Consider the following 16,478-nt stretch of genomic DNA (forward strand, 5'->3'; position numbering starts at 1 on the left):
CTCCTCTCTCGAATACTCCGACCGGCTAACGCTCCGTGCGGGCCTTCTCCACCGTTTGCTCGAACCATTCCCATCCGAAGCCGACCTGCTCGGGCTTGTGGCTGTCGGAGCCGTACACCAGTGGGATCCCGCGGGTCACGCACTCGCCGATGAACCACTCGGGCACATATGCCTTGCCGCATGTTGCCACCCGGAGCCCCGCCGTATTCACGTCGATGCCCACTCCCGCCGATTCCAGCTTAGGCAGAATCCCGCGCAGGCGCCGCTCCACCAACCCTGGATCCAGCTCCGGCAGCGCCGTCCGGAATTTCTCGATCAGGTTGATATGGCCGAGACGCTTGCGCACCGGCAGCCGTGACGCCCATTGCAGAGCCTTCTCCACGTGGTTATAGTACTCCTCCGCGACGGCATCCATGCTCCCGTAGTGCGCCAAGAGCCCCTCCGCAAAATCCGCAGGCGTAAAATCGATGCATCTCATCCCGCCGACTCCGGGCAAATAATGGACCGAGACCACCACGTCCTCCAGTCCGGGCAGCACCGGCTCGAGCATGGCGTCCGAGAATGCCTCCGCCCCGTCCAGATAATCCATCTCCAGCCCCACCGTCACGTCCAAGGTTCCTGCATACCGTTCCTTCATGGACCGGGCGTACGCCAGATAGTCCGGCAGCTCCGCAATGGACATGGCCAGCTCCGCCATCAGCTTCTCGTCCTTGATCCAGCGGTCCGGCAGGGGCGGATGCTCGCTGATCGTATACCGCTGGAAGCCCAGCTCCACGGCCCGGTCCAAGTACAGCTCCTCCGCTGCAGGGCTGCCATGCTTACAATACCGGGTATGCGTATGTCCGTCCCACTTCAGCATCTCCGCCTTACCCTCCTAACGGCAGCCAGTCCAGGACCCGATGGATCTTACGGTCCCAATAGCCCCAATCATGTGTGCCCGATTCCTCTTCATAGGTAAAGACCAGCCCCAGTTCCCGGCAGTAGTCGCGGAACCGGATATTGTCCTCGTACAGGAAGTCCTCGGTCCCGCAGCACTGGTACAGCTTGGGCCGCTCCGCTCCGGAGCCGGCCAGCCGTTCGGCCAGGTGAAACAGGTCCAAACCGGTGCCCTTGACGGTGCCTGACTCTCCCAAGAGCCAATGGAACTCGTCGGTAGGATATTGTTGCACCGCCCATTGTACGTCCGCCACGCCCGACAGGCTCGCTGCCGCTGCATAGCGGTCCGGATGAGTCAAGCCCAGCTTCAGCGCTCCGTAGCCGCCCATGGAAAGTCCCGCCACGAAATTATCCTCCCGCCGCTCGGAGAGGGGGAAGAAGGAACGGGCCAGCTCCGGCAGCTCCTCGCTGATGAATTCCCAGTACTTGGGCCCCCGGGGCACATCCGCATAGAAGCTGCGGTTCACCGCGGGCATGACCACCGCCAAGCCCTTGGCGGCAGCATAGCGCTCGATGGAGGTCCGCCTCATCCAGATGGTGTGGTCGTCGGACAAGCCGTGCAGCAGATACAAGGTGGGATGCTTCCGGTCGCGGACGACGGCATCCATGCCGATCTGGTTGCGGGCGGTCTGGGGCAGAAGAGCATACATCGAGGCGGATACGCCCAGGGCATCCGAGAAAAAGTGGCAATCGATAAAGGCCATGTGACAATCGACTCTCCTTCAATTCCTTATGGTTGCAGCGCCACCTTACGGCAGCATGTACAGCAAGACGCAGAAGAAATGGGCCACGGACCCGGCCAGCACGAATAAATGCCATACCGCATGATGGTACGGAAAGCTCCGCCATACATAGAACACCGTACCCAGCGTATACAGCACGCCGCCGATGACGAGCAGCAGGATGCCTCCCTGCGGAAGATTCTCCGTCAGCCTGCCCCATGCGAAGACGATGACCCAGCCCATCAGGATGTAGAAGATCGTCGATGTGAACAGGAACCTCTTGGTGAAGAAAGCCTTAAACGCGATGCCGCCGACGGCGATGCCCCAGACGATGCCGAACAGGGTCCAGCCCAGCGTGCCGCGGATCACGTTGAACAGGATGGGGGTGTAGGTGCCGGCGATGAACAGGTAGATGGAGGAGTGGTCGAAGATCTCGAACAGATCCTTCACCTTGCCCTCCGGGAAGCTGTGCACGAGGGTGGAGCAGGTGTACAAGAGCAGCATGGTCACACCGAAGATGGTGAAGCTGACCACATGCCAAGCGGTTCCCTCCATGCTCGCGAATACGATGAGCAGCACCAGCGCGGCAACGCTCAAGGCCGCCCCTACGCCGTGGGTGACGGCGTTCGCTACTTCTTCCTTGCGGGAATAAACATGCGTGTTAGCCATTTCGAATCCTTCCTTTCCGTTCTTTCCTTCGGCTCCTATTATACCTTATTTTGCCTGCAAAAAGCTCCTGTATGATTTCTCTCCCTCCGTCCCGGGCCGGACCTCTCCGCCTTCCGGAGGAAGCACGTCATATGACCTCTTTGCGGCGAATCGGTGACTAATGTCATCCAAGAAACTGACGGATGACACGTGTGCCGTCCGAGTCTTCCTGGCTATAATGGGGCCAAGACAAGAGAAAACCGAGAGTTCGGAAGGAGAAGGATAGAACCATGAGTTTGTTAACCAAATGGTCGTTCAAGAACAAGTCGGCCGTCGGCCTGCTGGTCTTCATGTCGCTGATCATCGGGGTGCTGAGCTATTTTCGTCTGCCGATGGAGTTCCTGCCCGCCGCGGATAATCCCCAAGTGACGATTACCGCCATCGGACCCGGCTTCGACGCCAAATCCATGGAAAGCGGCGTGACCGCTCCGCTGGAGAATGTATTGTCGAATGTGAAGGATAAGACCAGCATGTTCTCCACCTCCGGAGACGGCTATACCAAGATCGACATCAACTTCGATTCCAATGCCAACATGAAGGAAGCCAAAGCCGAGGTTCAGGAGGCCGTCAACACAGTCCAGCTGCCCCAAGGCGTGATGAAGCCGTACGTGCTTCAGCTGAATACCAGCATGATTCCGATCTCCCAGCTGTCCGTGGCTTTCCAGGAGGGGCTGTCCGAGAAGGAGCTGGAAACCCAGCAGAAAGCGGTCATCGCCGAGCTGCAGAGCATCGATGGGGTCAGCAACGTCCAACTGATGGGCAAAGCGGCACCGGCTGTATCCGTCAAGGTGGACCTGGAGAAGCTGGCCCGCTCCGGCGTGCCGATGCAGAGCCTGATGGGAGTTCTGCAGGGCCGTAATGTATCGGCCTCCATCGGCGAGAAGAATATGGACGGCACTACGGGCAATGTCAAAGTCATCTCGTCCATCGATAGTCTGGATGTTCTGAAGAAGCTGCCGGTGGCTAAGGGTGTCGTTCTCTCCGACATCGCCTCCGTCGAGATCAAGAAGACCCAGGAGAGCGTCAGCCGTCTGAATGGCAAGGAAGTGCTGTTCGCCGCCGTCAATAAGGAAACCAATGCCAATGCCGTCTCCGTCGCCAAGGGGGTTCAGAAGGCCGTCGACCGGCTGAATAAGGAGAACGGCAAGGTGGAGCTGAACGTCTTCTACAGCTCTGCGGATATGGTCGTCACGTCCGTCAACAGCATGATGCGCGAGGTGCTGATGGGCGCCCTGTTCGCCACCATCGTCATCCTGCTCTTCCTGCGCAATTTCCGCGCGACCCTGATCACCATCGTCTCCATCCCACTGTCCCTCGGCATCACCCTGTACCTCTTGAGCGTATCCGGTGTGACGCTGAACATCATTACGCTGGGCGGCGTGGCCGTCGCCGTAGGCCGTCTCGTCGACGACTCCATCGTCGTCATCGAGAATATTTACCGGCGCCTGCAGAAGGAGAAGTTCTCCGTCGAGATGATCATCAGCGCCACCAAAGAAGTGGCCACCGCCATTACCTCTTCGACGATCACGACCGTCGCCGTGTTCCTGCCGATGGGTCTCCTGCGGGGCGGCCTGCAGGCGTTCCTGCTCCCTTTTGCCCTGACGGTCACGTACTCGCTGCTGGCCTCTCTTATTACCGCCCTGACGGTGGTGCCGCTGCTCAGCTCCCTCCTCCTGAAGAACACCCGGATGAAGGAGCATGAAGGACCCAAGGCCTTCACCCGCTTCCTGCATTGGAACCTGCGCCATAAGTACGTCACCCTGATCCTGGCTGCCGTTCTGTTCTTCGGCTCCATCGGGACCTACGCGGCCATGCCCAAGGGCGCTATCGACTCCTCCGACACTACTTTCCTCTCCATCGCTCTGAATTATCCGAGCGATACGCCGGTGGAGAAGGTCGTGGAGGAGGGCAAGAGGCTGGAGAAGTATCTGATGGACCGTACGGACTCCACCAAATTCGTGCTCATGCAGAACGGCAACAGCGCCGATGCCGCCAAGTGGGGCGACGTCGTCTCCCCGACCCTCGTCAATCTGTCCGTCGTGCTGAAGCCGAAGGTGGATGCAGAGGTCTTCATGGAAGAGGTCCGCAAGCAGAAGGACCAGTTCCCCGGAGCCACTCTGACCGCCGGCGCCATGAACTTCATGGGCGGAGGCTCCACCTCCACCACCGTGGATATTCTGGGTGACGATGCCGCGGCCAACGCCACTGTTGCCACCGAGCTCCTGGAGAAGATCAAGGCGGTGGACGGTGTGGAGAAGGTGACCACCAACCAGCAGGAAACCAAGCCCGTCTACAACGTGAAGGTGGATCCGTCCACCACCAACGCCCAAGAGCTGGCGATGCAGCTGCAGGGCATGATGAATGCCATCCCCATGGGCACCATGACGCTGAATCAGAAGGAATCCCCGGTGGTCCTGGAGCCGATGGTGAACCCGGCCAAGATGGCGGATCTCGGCAGTATCATGGTGGGGACCGCCTCCGGCGCGGCTCCGCTCGGCCAGCTGGCCAAGATCGAGAAGGCCCAGGAGCCCGCCTCTCTGTTCCACAAGGACGGCAAGACGTATATCCGCATCACGGCCGTGGCTGAACCGGAGAAGCTCTCCGTCGTAGGAAGCGAGATCAAAAAGCTGGCCGGCGACGTCACACCGCCGGAGGGCGTGAAGATTATGGTCGGCGGCGCCTCCGCTGAGCAGGAAGGCGATATGTCCAGCCTGTATATGATCCTCCTGATCTCCATCTTCCTGGTCTACCTGATCATGGTGCTGACCTTCAAGACGCTCCGCGCGCCGTTCGCCATTATCATGTCGCTGCCTCTGGCCACCATCGGCGCCGTCGTGGGCCTGATCGTAAGCGGCGTGACACCAGACTACACCGCCGTCTTCGGCGCCCTGATGCTGGTCGGCATCGTCGTGACCAACGCCATCGTGCTCATCGACCGCGTGAAACACAACGAGCAGCATATGCCGATCCGCGAAGCGATCCTCGAAGCCGCCACAACCCGGATGCGTCCGATCCTGATGACCGCCGTCGCCACGATCTGCGCCATGCTGCCCCTCCTGTTCGGCAAGACCGAAATGGGCAGCATCGTCTCCCAGAGCCTGGCCATCGTCGTCATCGGCGGCCTGGCCGCCGCCACGCTGCTGACGCTGGTCGTCGTGCCGGTCATCTATGAGCTGCTGTACTTCCGCAAGTCTGCGAAGCAGCGCAAAGCGCAGCGTCAGAATACGGCCGCCGCCTAAGTTCGGCGAGTAAAAAGCCGCAGTCCCAGTCGGGACTGCGGCTTTTTGGGCTGGCGGGGAAGATACGGGATTGCACGCCCCCTTCATCAGAGGCTAGTATAAAAGGAGGAAAGAATGTTCGAACGGAGGTCATATGGAATGTGGATAGGTATCGGAATAGGCATGGCAGCATTGTTGGCAGTCGTAGCGGCAGGCTTGTGGTATTTCTCGAACCGGGTGCTTCTGATCGGGACTTGGGATCCGGATCGGATCATCGCCTTCGAGTCGCAAACCGGAGTCTGGAACCCCGGTTACTACGAAGGGCTGCCGAAGGAGGAGGTCCGGCTGGATTCCCCCTTCGGCTATCCGCTTCACGGATGGTTCATCCCGGCCCCGGCTCCGACCAACCGGACGGTGATCCTGGTCCACGGCGTAACCCGCTCCCGCCTCACCTCCGTGAAGTATGTGGAGCTGTTCCGGAAGCGGGGCTTCCACGTCTTCCTCTACGATCACAGACGGCACGGAGCCAGCGGCGGTCGGCACACCACCTACGGGTATTATGAGAAGTATGACCTGAAGGCCTGCGTAGACTGGGTCTTGGCCCGCACCGGCCCAGACGCCGTCATCGGCATCCACGGCGAATCCATGGGCGCCGCCACCGCTCTGCAGCATGCAGGCGTGGACCACCGGGCCGCCTTCTATATCGCCGATTGCGGCTACTCGGCCATCGCCGACCAGCTCGAGTACCGGCTGAAGGTGGAGTTCCCTGCGGTAGCCGCGCTGCCCATTATTCCGCTGGTCGGCTGGATATGCCGGCTGCGGGCCCGGTTCAAGCTGGGCGACGTGTCCTCCATCGATGCCATGAGAACGACTGACACCCCGGTGCTCTTCATTCATGGCGATCAGGACGATTATGTCCCGACGGACATGTCCAAGGCCATGTATGAGGTCAAGCCCGGCTTCAAGCGCCTGTACCTGGCTCCGGGAGCCAACCATGCCGAGGCCTACCTGAAAAACCCCGGCGAATACGATCGTATCGTCGGGGCTTTCTTAAGGGAGATCGGATTGGGCGGCGCCGAAGCGGAAGCAGCCGGAGCCGCTCAAGGGTAAAGGCCGGGCCGTTACGCCTTGGTCCCGCCTCGTGTGGAAGCCGCGGCTTCGGCTTCTACGGCCTCGGCAGGCTCCTTATACCGGACCGGCCAGAAGGCCCAGCGTCCGAAGAGCACCGTCAGCGACGGCACCAGGTAAGGCCGCACCACGAAGGTATCAAGCAGCACCCCAACGGCGGTGATGATCCCGAAGTGGACCAGGATCTGGATCGGCAGCGTCGCCAGCACCGCGAAGGTGCCCGCCAGAATGAGACCTGCGGATGTAATGACGGAGCCGGTCTCCGACACGCCTTCCCGGATGGCCGTCTTCAGCGGTATCGTCCGGCTTTTGCGCCAGATGCTCGAGATCATGAAGATGTTGTAGTCCTCGCCCAGCGCCACCAGGAAGACGAAGGCGTAGAGCGGGATGAAGCCCTGAATCGCATCGGCTCCCATCCCGTAATGGATGATAAGCCAGCCCAGGCCCAAGGCCGAGAAGTAGGACAGCAGCACCGTTCCCATCAGATAGATCATGGCCACAATCGAACGCAGATACACCAGGAGCAGCAGGGCGATCAGGACGATGACCACCGGAATCACCACAGAGGCATCCCGGTCCCCGGTTTCCCGCGTGTCGTATTGTTCGATGGTCTGTCCGCTGATCCACACCAGGTCTGCCGCGCCGGAGATCCCCGCATCAGCCAGAGCCTTCTCCGCCGCGCCGCGGAGGTCGGGAATCCGGTCCATGGCCTCGTTGGAGTATGGATTCATCGCCAGTTCTACGTCATAGCTAACCAGATTCGGATTGGTCTTGCCCTTCACGGGCTCCGAGACCTTGCTCACAAAGGGAAGCTTCTTCAAGGCCTCCGCAATCGCGGCCGGTTTGCCCTTCGTATCGACCATCAGCTTGACAGGTGCCAGCTCACCCGGATTGAACTGCTCGGAGATGATCTGGAAGCCTTCTCTGGACTCCATATCCTTGGGAAAAGACGACAGCGTATCGAAGGTATACACGATCCGGGGCGCAAAGGCCGCCAAGCTGCCAAGTATCACAAGAGTTGCAAGCGTAATCGTCCAGGGCCTCCGGGTGACGGCCACTCCCGAGGCGAAGCGGAGCTTCCTGGGAGGCTTCGGAACAGGAACCGGCTTGCCGAGGCGGGCCGCCCGTTCTTCGATCATCTCTTGGGTTCTCGGGATGAACGGATAGAAGGAGGCCCGGCCGAATACGGCCAGGAGCGCCGGAACCAGCGTCAGGCTGGCGATGCCCATGATGAAGATCGACAGGCTGAAGGGAATGGCGAACCGGTCATAGGCTCCGAATTCCGCCAGCAAGAGAGCCAGGAGAGCCATCACGACCGTAAAGCCGCTCATGGCAATGGCGCCGGTGGTGTCGGTCAGCGATTGGTACAACGCCCGCGCCTTATCCCGATCGCTCCGCAGCAGCTGCCGGAACCGGGAGACCAGGAAGAGGCAGTAGTCCGTTCCCGCACCGAACAGCAGTACGGTCATAATGGATAAGGCTTGGGAATCGACTGTGATCCAGCCTTCCCGGGCCATCCAGCCGATCAGCGGATTCACGGTGGCGTATGCGAAGCCCACGGCGATCAGCGGGATCAGCGCCAGAATCGGCGACCGGTAGATCAGGAGCAGGAAGACCAGAACCAGCAGCACGGTGCCGAGCAGAAGGGAAACATCGGCGTTCTTGAACAGGTTCACGGCGTCCACCTGGATTCCCGCCGGTCCGGTCATCCGGGCGGACAAGCGATCCTTGCCGTCCGCTCCCTCCTGGAACGGGTCGTATCCGAACACGGAGGCTGCGCGTTCCTTCAAGGCTGTGATGCTTTCCTTCAGGGCATCCGTATCCGCCGACTTCTCGAAGAATACGGGCAGCACCAAGGCGGCTCCGTCCTTGGAGAGCCGGGACTTCAGCACCTCCGGAGGCAGCTTGTGGAACGGCACCACCGATTCCTGGTGGGGCAGCGGCTTTTCGTCCAGACTCTTGACGAGACTCTGCACCTTGCCAAGCTCGGCGTCAGACAGACCGCCTGTGTGCTTCAGAACGACCAGTCCCGGAATCCCCGCTTCGTTCGGGAACTCCCGGGCCGCTACCAGCTCACCTTGAACGGATGCATAGGATTCGTCTAGATTGGCGGCGTTGTTGTTCTCTTGGCTGGACGCCGAAGGCAGAAGAGCGCTCAGCAGGCCTGCCAGCACGAGCCAGACGGCGATGGTGATCCATTTGGTTCGCGGACCGGCTACCCAGCGGGCAAACCGGCTTTCTCGATGGGGGTTAAGGGATGATGTCATGATGGTGATCCTCCTCCTAGCTAATGGAGAGCGAATTGGTTTATAATAATTACAATCTTAATTATATATACCGGAAGGTTAATTAATCAAGAGGAGAACGATTTTCTATGGAACGAAAATTGAAGCGGACCCCAGGAAGGCCGCCCAAGTCCACCGGAGCCGATCCGCAGACCGAGAGCCGGCTGCTTCAGACGGCAGCAGGACTGTTCATGGAACGGGGATACGAGCAGGTTTCCCTGGAGCTGATCGCCGAGGCCTGCCAGGTCACCAAAGCCACCGTATATTATTACTTCACCAACAAGTCACGGCTCTTCACCGAGGCGGTCGTCTACGTGCTGCGGAATGCCAAGGAGGTCACCCTCCGCCTGCTGGAGGAACCCGTCCCCTTCCGTGACAGGCTGGTCCGCATCGCTACCGGCCATCTCTCCGTCAATCGGGCCGACTTCCCCACCATGATGAAGGAGGCGGGAGCCCACCTGTCCGCGGAGCAGCTCGAGCAGATCCGGTCCACAGAGCAGGCGATCCACAGCGTGATGGCGGATGCCTTCCGCGCGGCTGCCTCCGGCGGAGAACTCAGAGCCTTATCCCCTATTTTCCTCTCCCATGCCTTCTCTGCCCTACTGATGCTGGGCAACCGGAAGCCCGTGATGGACGCCTACGGGAGTCCGGAGGAAGCCGCCCGGCATATCGTCTCTCTCTTCATGGACGGAGCCGCCCAGGAGTAGAAGCAAGAAGCCTCCCACCCGCATTCGCGGGCAACGGAGGCTTCTTGCTTCTCTTCTTGCTTCGTGCTCATGGCGCGTCATAGTCTTGAGACCTACCCCACGAACTTGGAAGCCGTCAGAATCAAGGCAAGAACCAGCACGATCAAGGACAGCGGAAGCCATGTGGACCAGAACTCCCTCACGAAGCGCCTTCTCCTTCTTCTTCCCAATATCGCCAATTTGCAGTCCCTCCCACCTTGGATCTGATGTTGGGACTATTGTACCACAAAAACACCGTCGTATGATACATTTTGTATCATTATATTATTGTAATGACTCGACAGCCGCAATGAAGATACTTTCAGCTAATTTCTATTGACACGGTTAATGACTCTGGTAAAATTTTACTATGATTTACATATCAGTCATACCCTGTTAGGAGCATGGATTCAGATGGACCCGATCATGAAGCTGGAAACCCAAACCTTATTAGAAAGCTACCGGACCGTCCGTTCAGATCCGGAAGATTACGAGTTTATTTTTTTAATCATGCTGTACAAGGAGATTTGCCGAAGGAACCTCCAGCGCGAGGTTTCTCCTCCTCCCGATACCAAAGCAGGCCCACGCACATAATCAAAAAGGCCGCATCCGCGGCCTTTTTTTGGTGTGTTCTTTCGCTAAACCCCTTCCATACCGGCTGCGCCGGTTCGGAGGGGTTTTATTTTTCACCCAGAACGGCAGGTATAGATTTTCCAAATTGGGGTCATTCTAGTACTATCAACCATTTATAGATTCATAGAGGAGGACAAGTCATGTTAACGATCCGAACCCGTGCCATAGCCGTTATGTTCGCCATTCTCTGTATCCTGCTTCAACCGGCGGCATCCGTATTCGCCTATCCGGCGGCCAGCGATGATGGAGAATCCTCTCCACGCTACTCCTACCCTTATTATACCCCCTATACGGAGCCTGAGCAGGCCGAGCCCGCTCCGGAGGAGCCGGCCGAAGCCGCACCGGAGCCTGAAGCTCCATCGGCACTGACCTATATCATCAATTCCGGCGATACGCTCTATAAGATCGCCCGGGACTTCAACATTCCGCTCACCGCCCTGCAGGCCTACAACGATATCGCCAACCCCGGCTCCCTCCAGATCGGCCAAAAGCTGATGATCCCTTCCGTACCCGCCGACGTGCCCAAGCTTGCCGGCAAGGAACCTGTGATCAAGAAGGTACTGTCTTCCACCCTGACCGCGTACACCTCCGGGAAGGAGTCCACCGGCAAGACACCGTCCCATCCGGCCTACGGCATTACGTACAGCGGCGTCAAGGCTGAAGAGGGCCGCACCGTGGCGGTAGACCCCAGCATCATCCCCTTGGGCTCCACCGTGTACATCGAAGGGATCGGCATCCGCCGCGCGGAGGATACCGGCTCCGCCATCAAGGGCGCCAAGATCGACGTGTATATGAACGACCTGGAGCAGGCCCAGACCTTCGGGGTGAAGCGCAACGTCAAGGTCTTCGTGCTGACGGAAGCTTAAGCTGCGGCAGTATTGCGGCTTACCGGACGGCCGGCTTGAACCGGAATATGGCGGTCACCGGATAGTGGTCCGAGGGGTACCGTCCTCCGAACTTGGAGCGGATTACGTCTCCATGCAGCGGCTGGAGCCCGCCGCCGCCGAACAAATAATCGATGGGCTCCCCGGACTTGCCGCCCAGGAACCCATGGAATGTGCGGCCTGCATGAGCCGGATCCGCGAAGGCATTGGCCAGCTCCGCCTGCCGGCCTTCGAGCTCCAGCTCTCCCGACAGAAACCGGATGGCCGGATGAGCCGGCGTCGCATTGAAGTCTCCGCTGAGCAGGAAGGGCGTCGGCCCGAAGCGTGACTGATGCTCTTGAATGGTTTGCCAGATCAACTGGACGCTGTTGATGCGCGCTTTTTCCCCCACATGGTCCAGGTGGGTGTTGTACATAAGCAGCTCTCCCGATTCCTTGCGAAGCTGAAAGCGCCCCCATGTGCAGATGCGCGGAAACCGGGCGTCCCAGCCCTTCGAGCCCGGCTCCCCGGGCGTCTCCGACATCCAGAATTGTCCATGCTCCGTTAAGCGGAGCCTCTTGGTGCTGTAATAAATCGCATTGTGCTCCCCATGCACGCCGCCCCTCCGGCCCTCGCCGATCCGCTCGTAGCCCTTCAGAAGGGGATCCAGGTCCTTCAGCATGGAGAGGTCAGCCTCCTGGGTTCCGACAATCCAAGGCGATTGCGCCAGGATGGCTTCCGCGGCTCTGCCCTTCCGGAACGGCCAAGATTGATGAAGATCCAGCCATCGGGAAATCCTTAAGTTGAAGCTCATTGCGGTAATGTTCAACAATGGTCCCGCCTTTCTCCGCCCAAACCCTATGGTTCCATTATGAAGGTTCCCCGTTGCAGTCGCAATGTGAAAACAAAATGTAAGCGCAGTCACACATCCGACACAAAAGATGTGATTGCTTTCACAAATTCAACTGCGCCCCTCTGCTACTATTTGTACCATGAAACGCGATAAATGGAGGGGAAAAACCCATGGCACGCATTACGACTTGGAAACCTGAGGACCAACAGTTCTGGCAAACGGAAGGCCGCCGGCATGCCCGGAGAAACCTGGCGATTTCCACACCTAACCTGATGATCGCCTTTATCGTATGGCAGATCTGGTCCGTCGTCGCCGTTAAACTCAATGACATCGGATTCAGCTTCTCACAGGATCAGCTCTTCACCCTGGCGGCTCTGCCCGGTCTCGTGGGAGCCACACTCCGCTTCGTGTATACCTTCGCGGTCGGCATCTTCGGCGGCCGGAACTGGACCGTCATCTCCACTCTGGTTCTCTTGATTCCGTCCATCGGCATCGGCTTCGCCGTCCAGAATCCCGACACCTCCTTTTCCGTGATGCTTCTTCTGGCCGGTCTGTGCGGCCTGGGAGGCGGCAACTTCTGCTCCTCCTCCTCCAACATCAGCTTCTTCTTCCCGAAGAAGGAGAAGGGCACGGCTCTCGGCATCAACGGCGGTCTGGGCAACATGGGGGTATCTGTCGTACAGTACGTAACTCCTCTGATCATTACCTCCGCGGCGCTGATTCCATTCTTCGGAGACGGCCAGCTGATGAAGAACGGCAAGGAAGTGTTCCTGCAAAATGCCGCCTTCATCTGGGTCATCCCGATTCTGCTTCTGGCTGTGGCTGCATTCTTCGGCATGGATAACCTGCCGGCCGTCAAGCAGCCGATCGCGCAGCAGTTCTCGGTCTTCAAGCTGAAGCACAACTGGATCATGACCGTTCTCTATGTCGGCACCTTCGGCTCCTTCATCGGCTATTCCGCAGCCTTCCCGCTGCTTCTGAAATCCCAGTTCCCTGAGCATGTCTCCTTGGCTTTCTGGGGCGCCTTCCTGGCGGCTGCTGCCCGTCCCGTTGGCGGATGGCTCGGCGACAAGTTCGGCGGAGCCCGTGTGACGACTATCGTGTTCATCACCATGAGCATCGGCGCATCGTCCGCCATCTACTTCATCAACCAGCATGCCTTCGGAGGGTTCCTGCCTTCCTTCCTGCTGCTCTTCGTCGCCGCGGGTATCGGATCCGGCTCTACCTTCCAAATGATCCCGCACATCTTCCCGGCGAACAAAGCCGCGTCCGTGCTGGGCATGACCGCTGCCTTCGCCGCCTACGGCTCCTACTTCATCCCGAAGCTGTTCGGATGGTCCACCAAGACCTTCGGCACGCCGGTCAACGCGCTGTACTACTTCATCGGCTTCTATGTAGTCTGCTTCGCCTTGAACTGGTACTACTACGAGCGCAAAGGCGCCGAGATCCGCAACTTTACCTTGGAAGCAAAAGCCACCGCTTAAGCAGCACAAAAAAAACGGGTGGAGACAGGGATTATCCCTTCTCCACCCGTTTTGTCGTTACATCGGATACACGACATGTATTACTGGCTCAGGCCGCCCGGGTTGGACTTGCTCAGCTTACCGGTGGAAGCGGCTTGGGCCGGGGAAAGACCGGCACGGATCACTTTCATGGGGTTCACCTCCTATTCCAGGGTTGCGTTCTGAACAACCGCCCGCAGCGCTTGGCCGATCTCCAGCTTCTCGAAGGAGCAGGGACGGGCATTGTCGTTCAGCATGCGGAACAGCTTGCAATGGTTGCCGTTGCAGGACGGCTGGAAGAAGCATTCGCCGCATTCCGCGGCCACGCTCTTGCCCTCCGTGGTCCACAGTGCCAGCTTGTCATAATCCATCCGGAAGGTTCCGTCCGGCAGCACCTGGCCTACCTGGTTCGAATCCAGGTTCAACGCAACGGAGCACTTGTGAATGGTGCCCTGGGAGCCGATGACGAAGGAATTCGGCTTCACGCAGTAGCACATGGAGCCCAGAGGCATCAGCGAGGTCTCCACCAGGCCGCTCAACGGAAGCCCTTTATTCATCGCTTGGCGGTTCAGCTCCCAGATCTTGTTGTTCTTCTCTTCGTCCGCTACGATCTTGAGCATATGATCATTGGCGCCGCCCAAGCAGCCCAGGGGACGGATGAACACCTGGAAGCGGCGGTCTCCTGCGAATTCCTCCGCCAGGATGTCGATCAGCTCCTCCATATGCGGCAGGGTGTCGTAATCGAAATTGGAGCGCAGCGATACCTCGAAGGCATGCTGGGTCGCTCTCATGCTTCTCAGATTCTCCAGGATCCGGTCATAGCTTCCGCCGCCGCCCAGCTGCACCCGTCTGGTATCATGAATGTCCTTCGGCCCGTCGACGGTGATCATGAAGTGGCTGATCCTCCAGCCGATGGCCTTCTCGAACAGTTCCGGCTTCAGGAAATAGCCGTTCGTCAGCGCCTCCGCTTTGTACTCTATGTTATACTGCGCACAGATCTCGATAAAGAACGCCGACAGCTCACCGATGACGTCCGCCGCAGCAAAGGGTTCACCGCCGAACCAGCTGACCGTCAATTGACGAAGGGACGGCGCCTGCTGCCGCACGTAATTCTTGATGCCTTGGACCGTCTCGTCCCCCATCTTGCCCCGAGCATGATCCTCGAAGCAGTAGAAGCAGCGGAAGTTGCACTGCTCCGTCGGCAGGATGGCCAGGTGAAGATAATCGGTCCGTCCGATGCTTTGGTTCAGCAGCTCCAGCCGCCGCTCCTCGTTCACGTGGACCCCGATGATGAAGCCCATCTCCAGCATCTGCTCCGCCAGGGCCTCCAGTCCATCCATCCGGCCCTCCAGCACCGCCGTTACATTCGCGCGCTCCTCCGCCGAAAACGTCACGATGGCCCCCGTATAGCTGTTATACAGGATGACGCCGCCATCATCGGCCTCCGTCAACGCATTGAATCTTGACGGTACCATTTGTTTCTCCAACATGGTTCAAGTCCCTCCCTATCCCGTCCATGGGCCCATGCCCATACACATTCAACTAACTTACCTAAGATAGTTAGGGTTGGCAGTGATGGAGATCACGAATACGAATCCATATCACGATTTATAAGTCATGTACGGTGATTTCACTTCGTACGAACAGCCGGGCGTTAATGCCCGCTTGACCAATTCCCTTGGAGATGTAGAACCAACCCTCGGGCGCTTTATGAAGTCCTTTATAGATCCCGCGTGTGGGAAGATCCCCCTTCTTCTTGATCTTAAAGAGAAAGGGAAGATTGAATTGTTTGCCGTGTAAGTGGCCGGACATTAAGTAATCGTAGGATTGTTTGATATGGGGGACTACATTAGGGTCGTGGGTGATGACTATGGTCTTGTTCCTCGCCTCTATCTTTTTGAACGAATCTTGAATTCGGCTATGTCCTGTTCCGAAATTATCGATTCCCACCAAACGGAAACCATCCGCCTCAATCGATTCGTTACGCAATACGGTGATGCCATACTGCTTCAGCATTCGAAACAACCGTTCTACACCGCTCTTCATTTTATAATCGTGGTTTCCGGGAACGGCATATACCGGCACTCCTATAGACATGATCGTCTTGAGATAAGGCTCCAGTCTAGGCAAATAACGAAGCTTTCTCGTAAAATCCCCTGTAAGCATAATACTATCGGGACCCTCCTGCCGGACAATACGCGCTAACCGCTCGGGGCTTACCCGGAGCCTCTCTACGTGAAGGTCGCTAATTTGGACGATTCTATGCTTCAAGCCTATCGACATTATGACATGCTCTACCTTCAACCACTGGGTTGGAAGCACGAACAGCCCATATCCGCTCGCAGCCGTTGCAGCTATTGCGATACATTCCAGAAACAACGCTAGCCCTCCCCCGAACATGATAAAAATAGGATACCACAATCGGGAGAGAAAGAAGAAACTCGCACAAAAAACAATAAACCCTCAAGCTATACCGTCCTAAACGACATAGCTTGAGGGTCTATTGGAAAAGCTGACTGCTGACTATTAGTGGAAAATGAATATCATGGGGAGTTACGAAATAGAGGAAGGGTAACGAAGCTCACCAAGTCGCACTGAATTCCTAACACAAATTCCAAGCTGGTCTGAGACGGTAACTACGGGAGCCATTATTGGGGAGAGTCGAACTGCTGCGATCCTGTTGCATTGGAGAGACAGCTTGGAGCTCATTTATGAAACGGTCCCCATCGAGTCCTAGCTCTGCCATTATGAGGCGTATATCCAATTCCACCTTGCCTTCACTACTGCCAGCCATGGATTCTTTCCTCCTTAGAACAAAAAATTATACTAGTTATGATGACCGGGCTCTGTTTGACTAGAACTAGTATACCTCTGACTCAGGTTGAAAAGGTGTAGAAAAATGTCA

13 protein-coding genes are annotated in these 16,478 nt (G+C 58.1%); 6 read left to right on the plus strand and 7 right to left on the minus strand.

Annotated features, from left to right (window positions below; translation table 11 throughout):
* Positions 1-25 precede the first annotated feature (25 nt).
* The 3 genes from hisJ to trhA are packed head-to-tail and all read right to left on the minus strand — an operon-like array spanning position 26 to position 2,327.
* On the minus strand, positions 26-859 hold the full coding sequence (hisJ, locus tag ACSEXW_RS22900) for a histidinol-phosphatase HisJ (protein ID WP_438448512.1): 834 nt from the start codon (positions 857-859) through the stop codon (positions 26-28).
* Positions 860-866: 7 nt separating this feature from the next.
* Positions 867-1,640 carry an alpha/beta hydrolase gene (locus ACSEXW_RS22905; protein WP_438448513.1) on the minus strand — a complete coding sequence of 258 codons (774 nt, stop codon included), beginning with the start codon at positions 1,638-1,640 and terminating at the stop codon, positions 867-869.
* A 45-nt stretch (positions 1,641-1,685) separates the two neighbouring features.
* Positions 1,686-2,327 carry a PAQR family membrane homeostasis protein TrhA gene (gene trhA / locus ACSEXW_RS22910; RefSeq protein WP_438448514.1) on the minus strand — a complete coding sequence of 214 codons (642 nt, stop codon included), beginning with the start codon at positions 2,325-2,327 and terminating at the stop codon, positions 1,686-1,688.
* Between the two features lie 269 nt (positions 2,328-2,596).
* On the opposite strand from trhA, the gene ACSEXW_RS22915 reads away from it, so the two are divergent.
* Together ACSEXW_RS22915 and ACSEXW_RS22920 are read left to right on the plus strand one after the other, a co-directional pair.
* The gene (locus tag ACSEXW_RS22915; protein ID WP_438448515.1) at positions 2,597-5,605 is read left to right on the plus strand and encodes an efflux RND transporter permease subunit; all 3,009 of its coding nucleotides are present in this window, start codon (positions 2,597-2,599) and stop codon (positions 5,603-5,605) included.
* 138 nt (positions 5,606-5,743) lie between these two features.
* Complete coding sequence (locus ACSEXW_RS22920; RefSeq protein WP_438448516.1) at positions 5,744-6,694, plus strand: alpha/beta hydrolase; 951 nt, start codon at positions 5,744-5,746, stop codon at positions 6,692-6,694.
* 11 nt (positions 6,695-6,705) lie between these two features.
* Here the strand turns inward: ACSEXW_RS22920 and ACSEXW_RS22925 are convergent, their stop codons facing one another.
* The gene (locus tag ACSEXW_RS22925) at positions 6,706-8,979 is read right to left on the minus strand and encodes an MMPL family transporter (RefSeq protein WP_438448517.1); all 2,274 of its coding nucleotides are present in this window, start codon (positions 8,977-8,979) and stop codon (positions 6,706-6,708) included.
* Between the two features lie 107 nt (positions 8,980-9,086).
* On the opposite strand from ACSEXW_RS22925, the gene ACSEXW_RS22930 reads away from it, so the two are divergent.
* The 3 genes from ACSEXW_RS22930 (at position 9,087) to ACSEXW_RS22940 (ending at position 11,221) form a co-directional block, all read left to right on the plus strand.
* Positions 9,087-9,704 carry a TetR/AcrR family transcriptional regulator gene (locus ACSEXW_RS22930; RefSeq protein WP_438448518.1) on the plus strand — a complete coding sequence of 206 codons (618 nt, stop codon included), beginning with the start codon at positions 9,087-9,089 and terminating at the stop codon, positions 9,702-9,704.
* A 432-nt stretch (positions 9,705-10,136) separates the two neighbouring features.
* Positions 10,137-10,316, plus strand: a complete 180-nt coding sequence (locus ACSEXW_RS22935) for a hypothetical protein (RefSeq protein ID WP_438448519.1) — start codon at positions 10,137-10,139, stop codon at positions 10,314-10,316.
* Between the two features lie 179 nt (positions 10,317-10,495).
* Positions 10,496-11,221, plus strand: a complete 726-nt coding sequence (locus ACSEXW_RS22940; protein ID WP_438448520.1) for a 3D domain-containing protein — start codon at positions 10,496-10,498, stop codon at positions 11,219-11,221.
* 19 nt (positions 11,222-11,240) lie between these two features.
* On the opposite strand, the gene ACSEXW_RS22945 is transcribed toward ACSEXW_RS22940, so the two are convergent.
* The gene (locus ACSEXW_RS22945; protein ID WP_438448521.1) at positions 11,241-12,047 is read right to left on the minus strand and encodes an endonuclease/exonuclease/phosphatase family protein; all 807 of its coding nucleotides are present in this window, start codon (positions 12,045-12,047) and stop codon (positions 11,241-11,243) included.
* 194 nt (positions 12,048-12,241) lie between these two features.
* Here ACSEXW_RS22945 and ACSEXW_RS22950 point away from each other — a divergent pair, with 194 nt between their 5' ends.
* The gene (locus ACSEXW_RS22950; RefSeq protein WP_438448522.1) at positions 12,242-13,555 is read left to right on the plus strand and encodes an MFS transporter; all 1,314 of its coding nucleotides are present in this window, start codon (positions 12,242-12,244) and stop codon (positions 13,553-13,555) included.
* 182 nt (positions 13,556-13,737) lie between these two features.
* Here ACSEXW_RS22950 and ACSEXW_RS22955 read toward each other — a convergent pair whose 3' ends face one another.
* A complete protein-coding gene (locus tag ACSEXW_RS22955) occupies positions 13,738-15,063 on the minus strand; it encodes a radical SAM protein (protein ID WP_438448523.1) in 1,326 nt (441 codons plus the stop codon).
* A 118-nt stretch (positions 15,064-15,181) separates the two neighbouring features.
* Positions 15,182-15,952: a metallophosphoesterase gene (locus ACSEXW_RS22960; protein WP_438448524.1), complete on the minus strand. Its 771-nt coding sequence runs from the start codon at positions 15,950-15,952 to the stop codon at positions 15,182-15,184.
* Positions 15,953-16,478 lie beyond the last annotated feature (526 nt).

It is taken from the genome of Oryzibacillus soli, from assembly GCF_051594765.1.
GTDB lineage: Bacteria > Bacillota > Bacilli > Paenibacillales > NBRC-103111 > Paenibacillus_AR.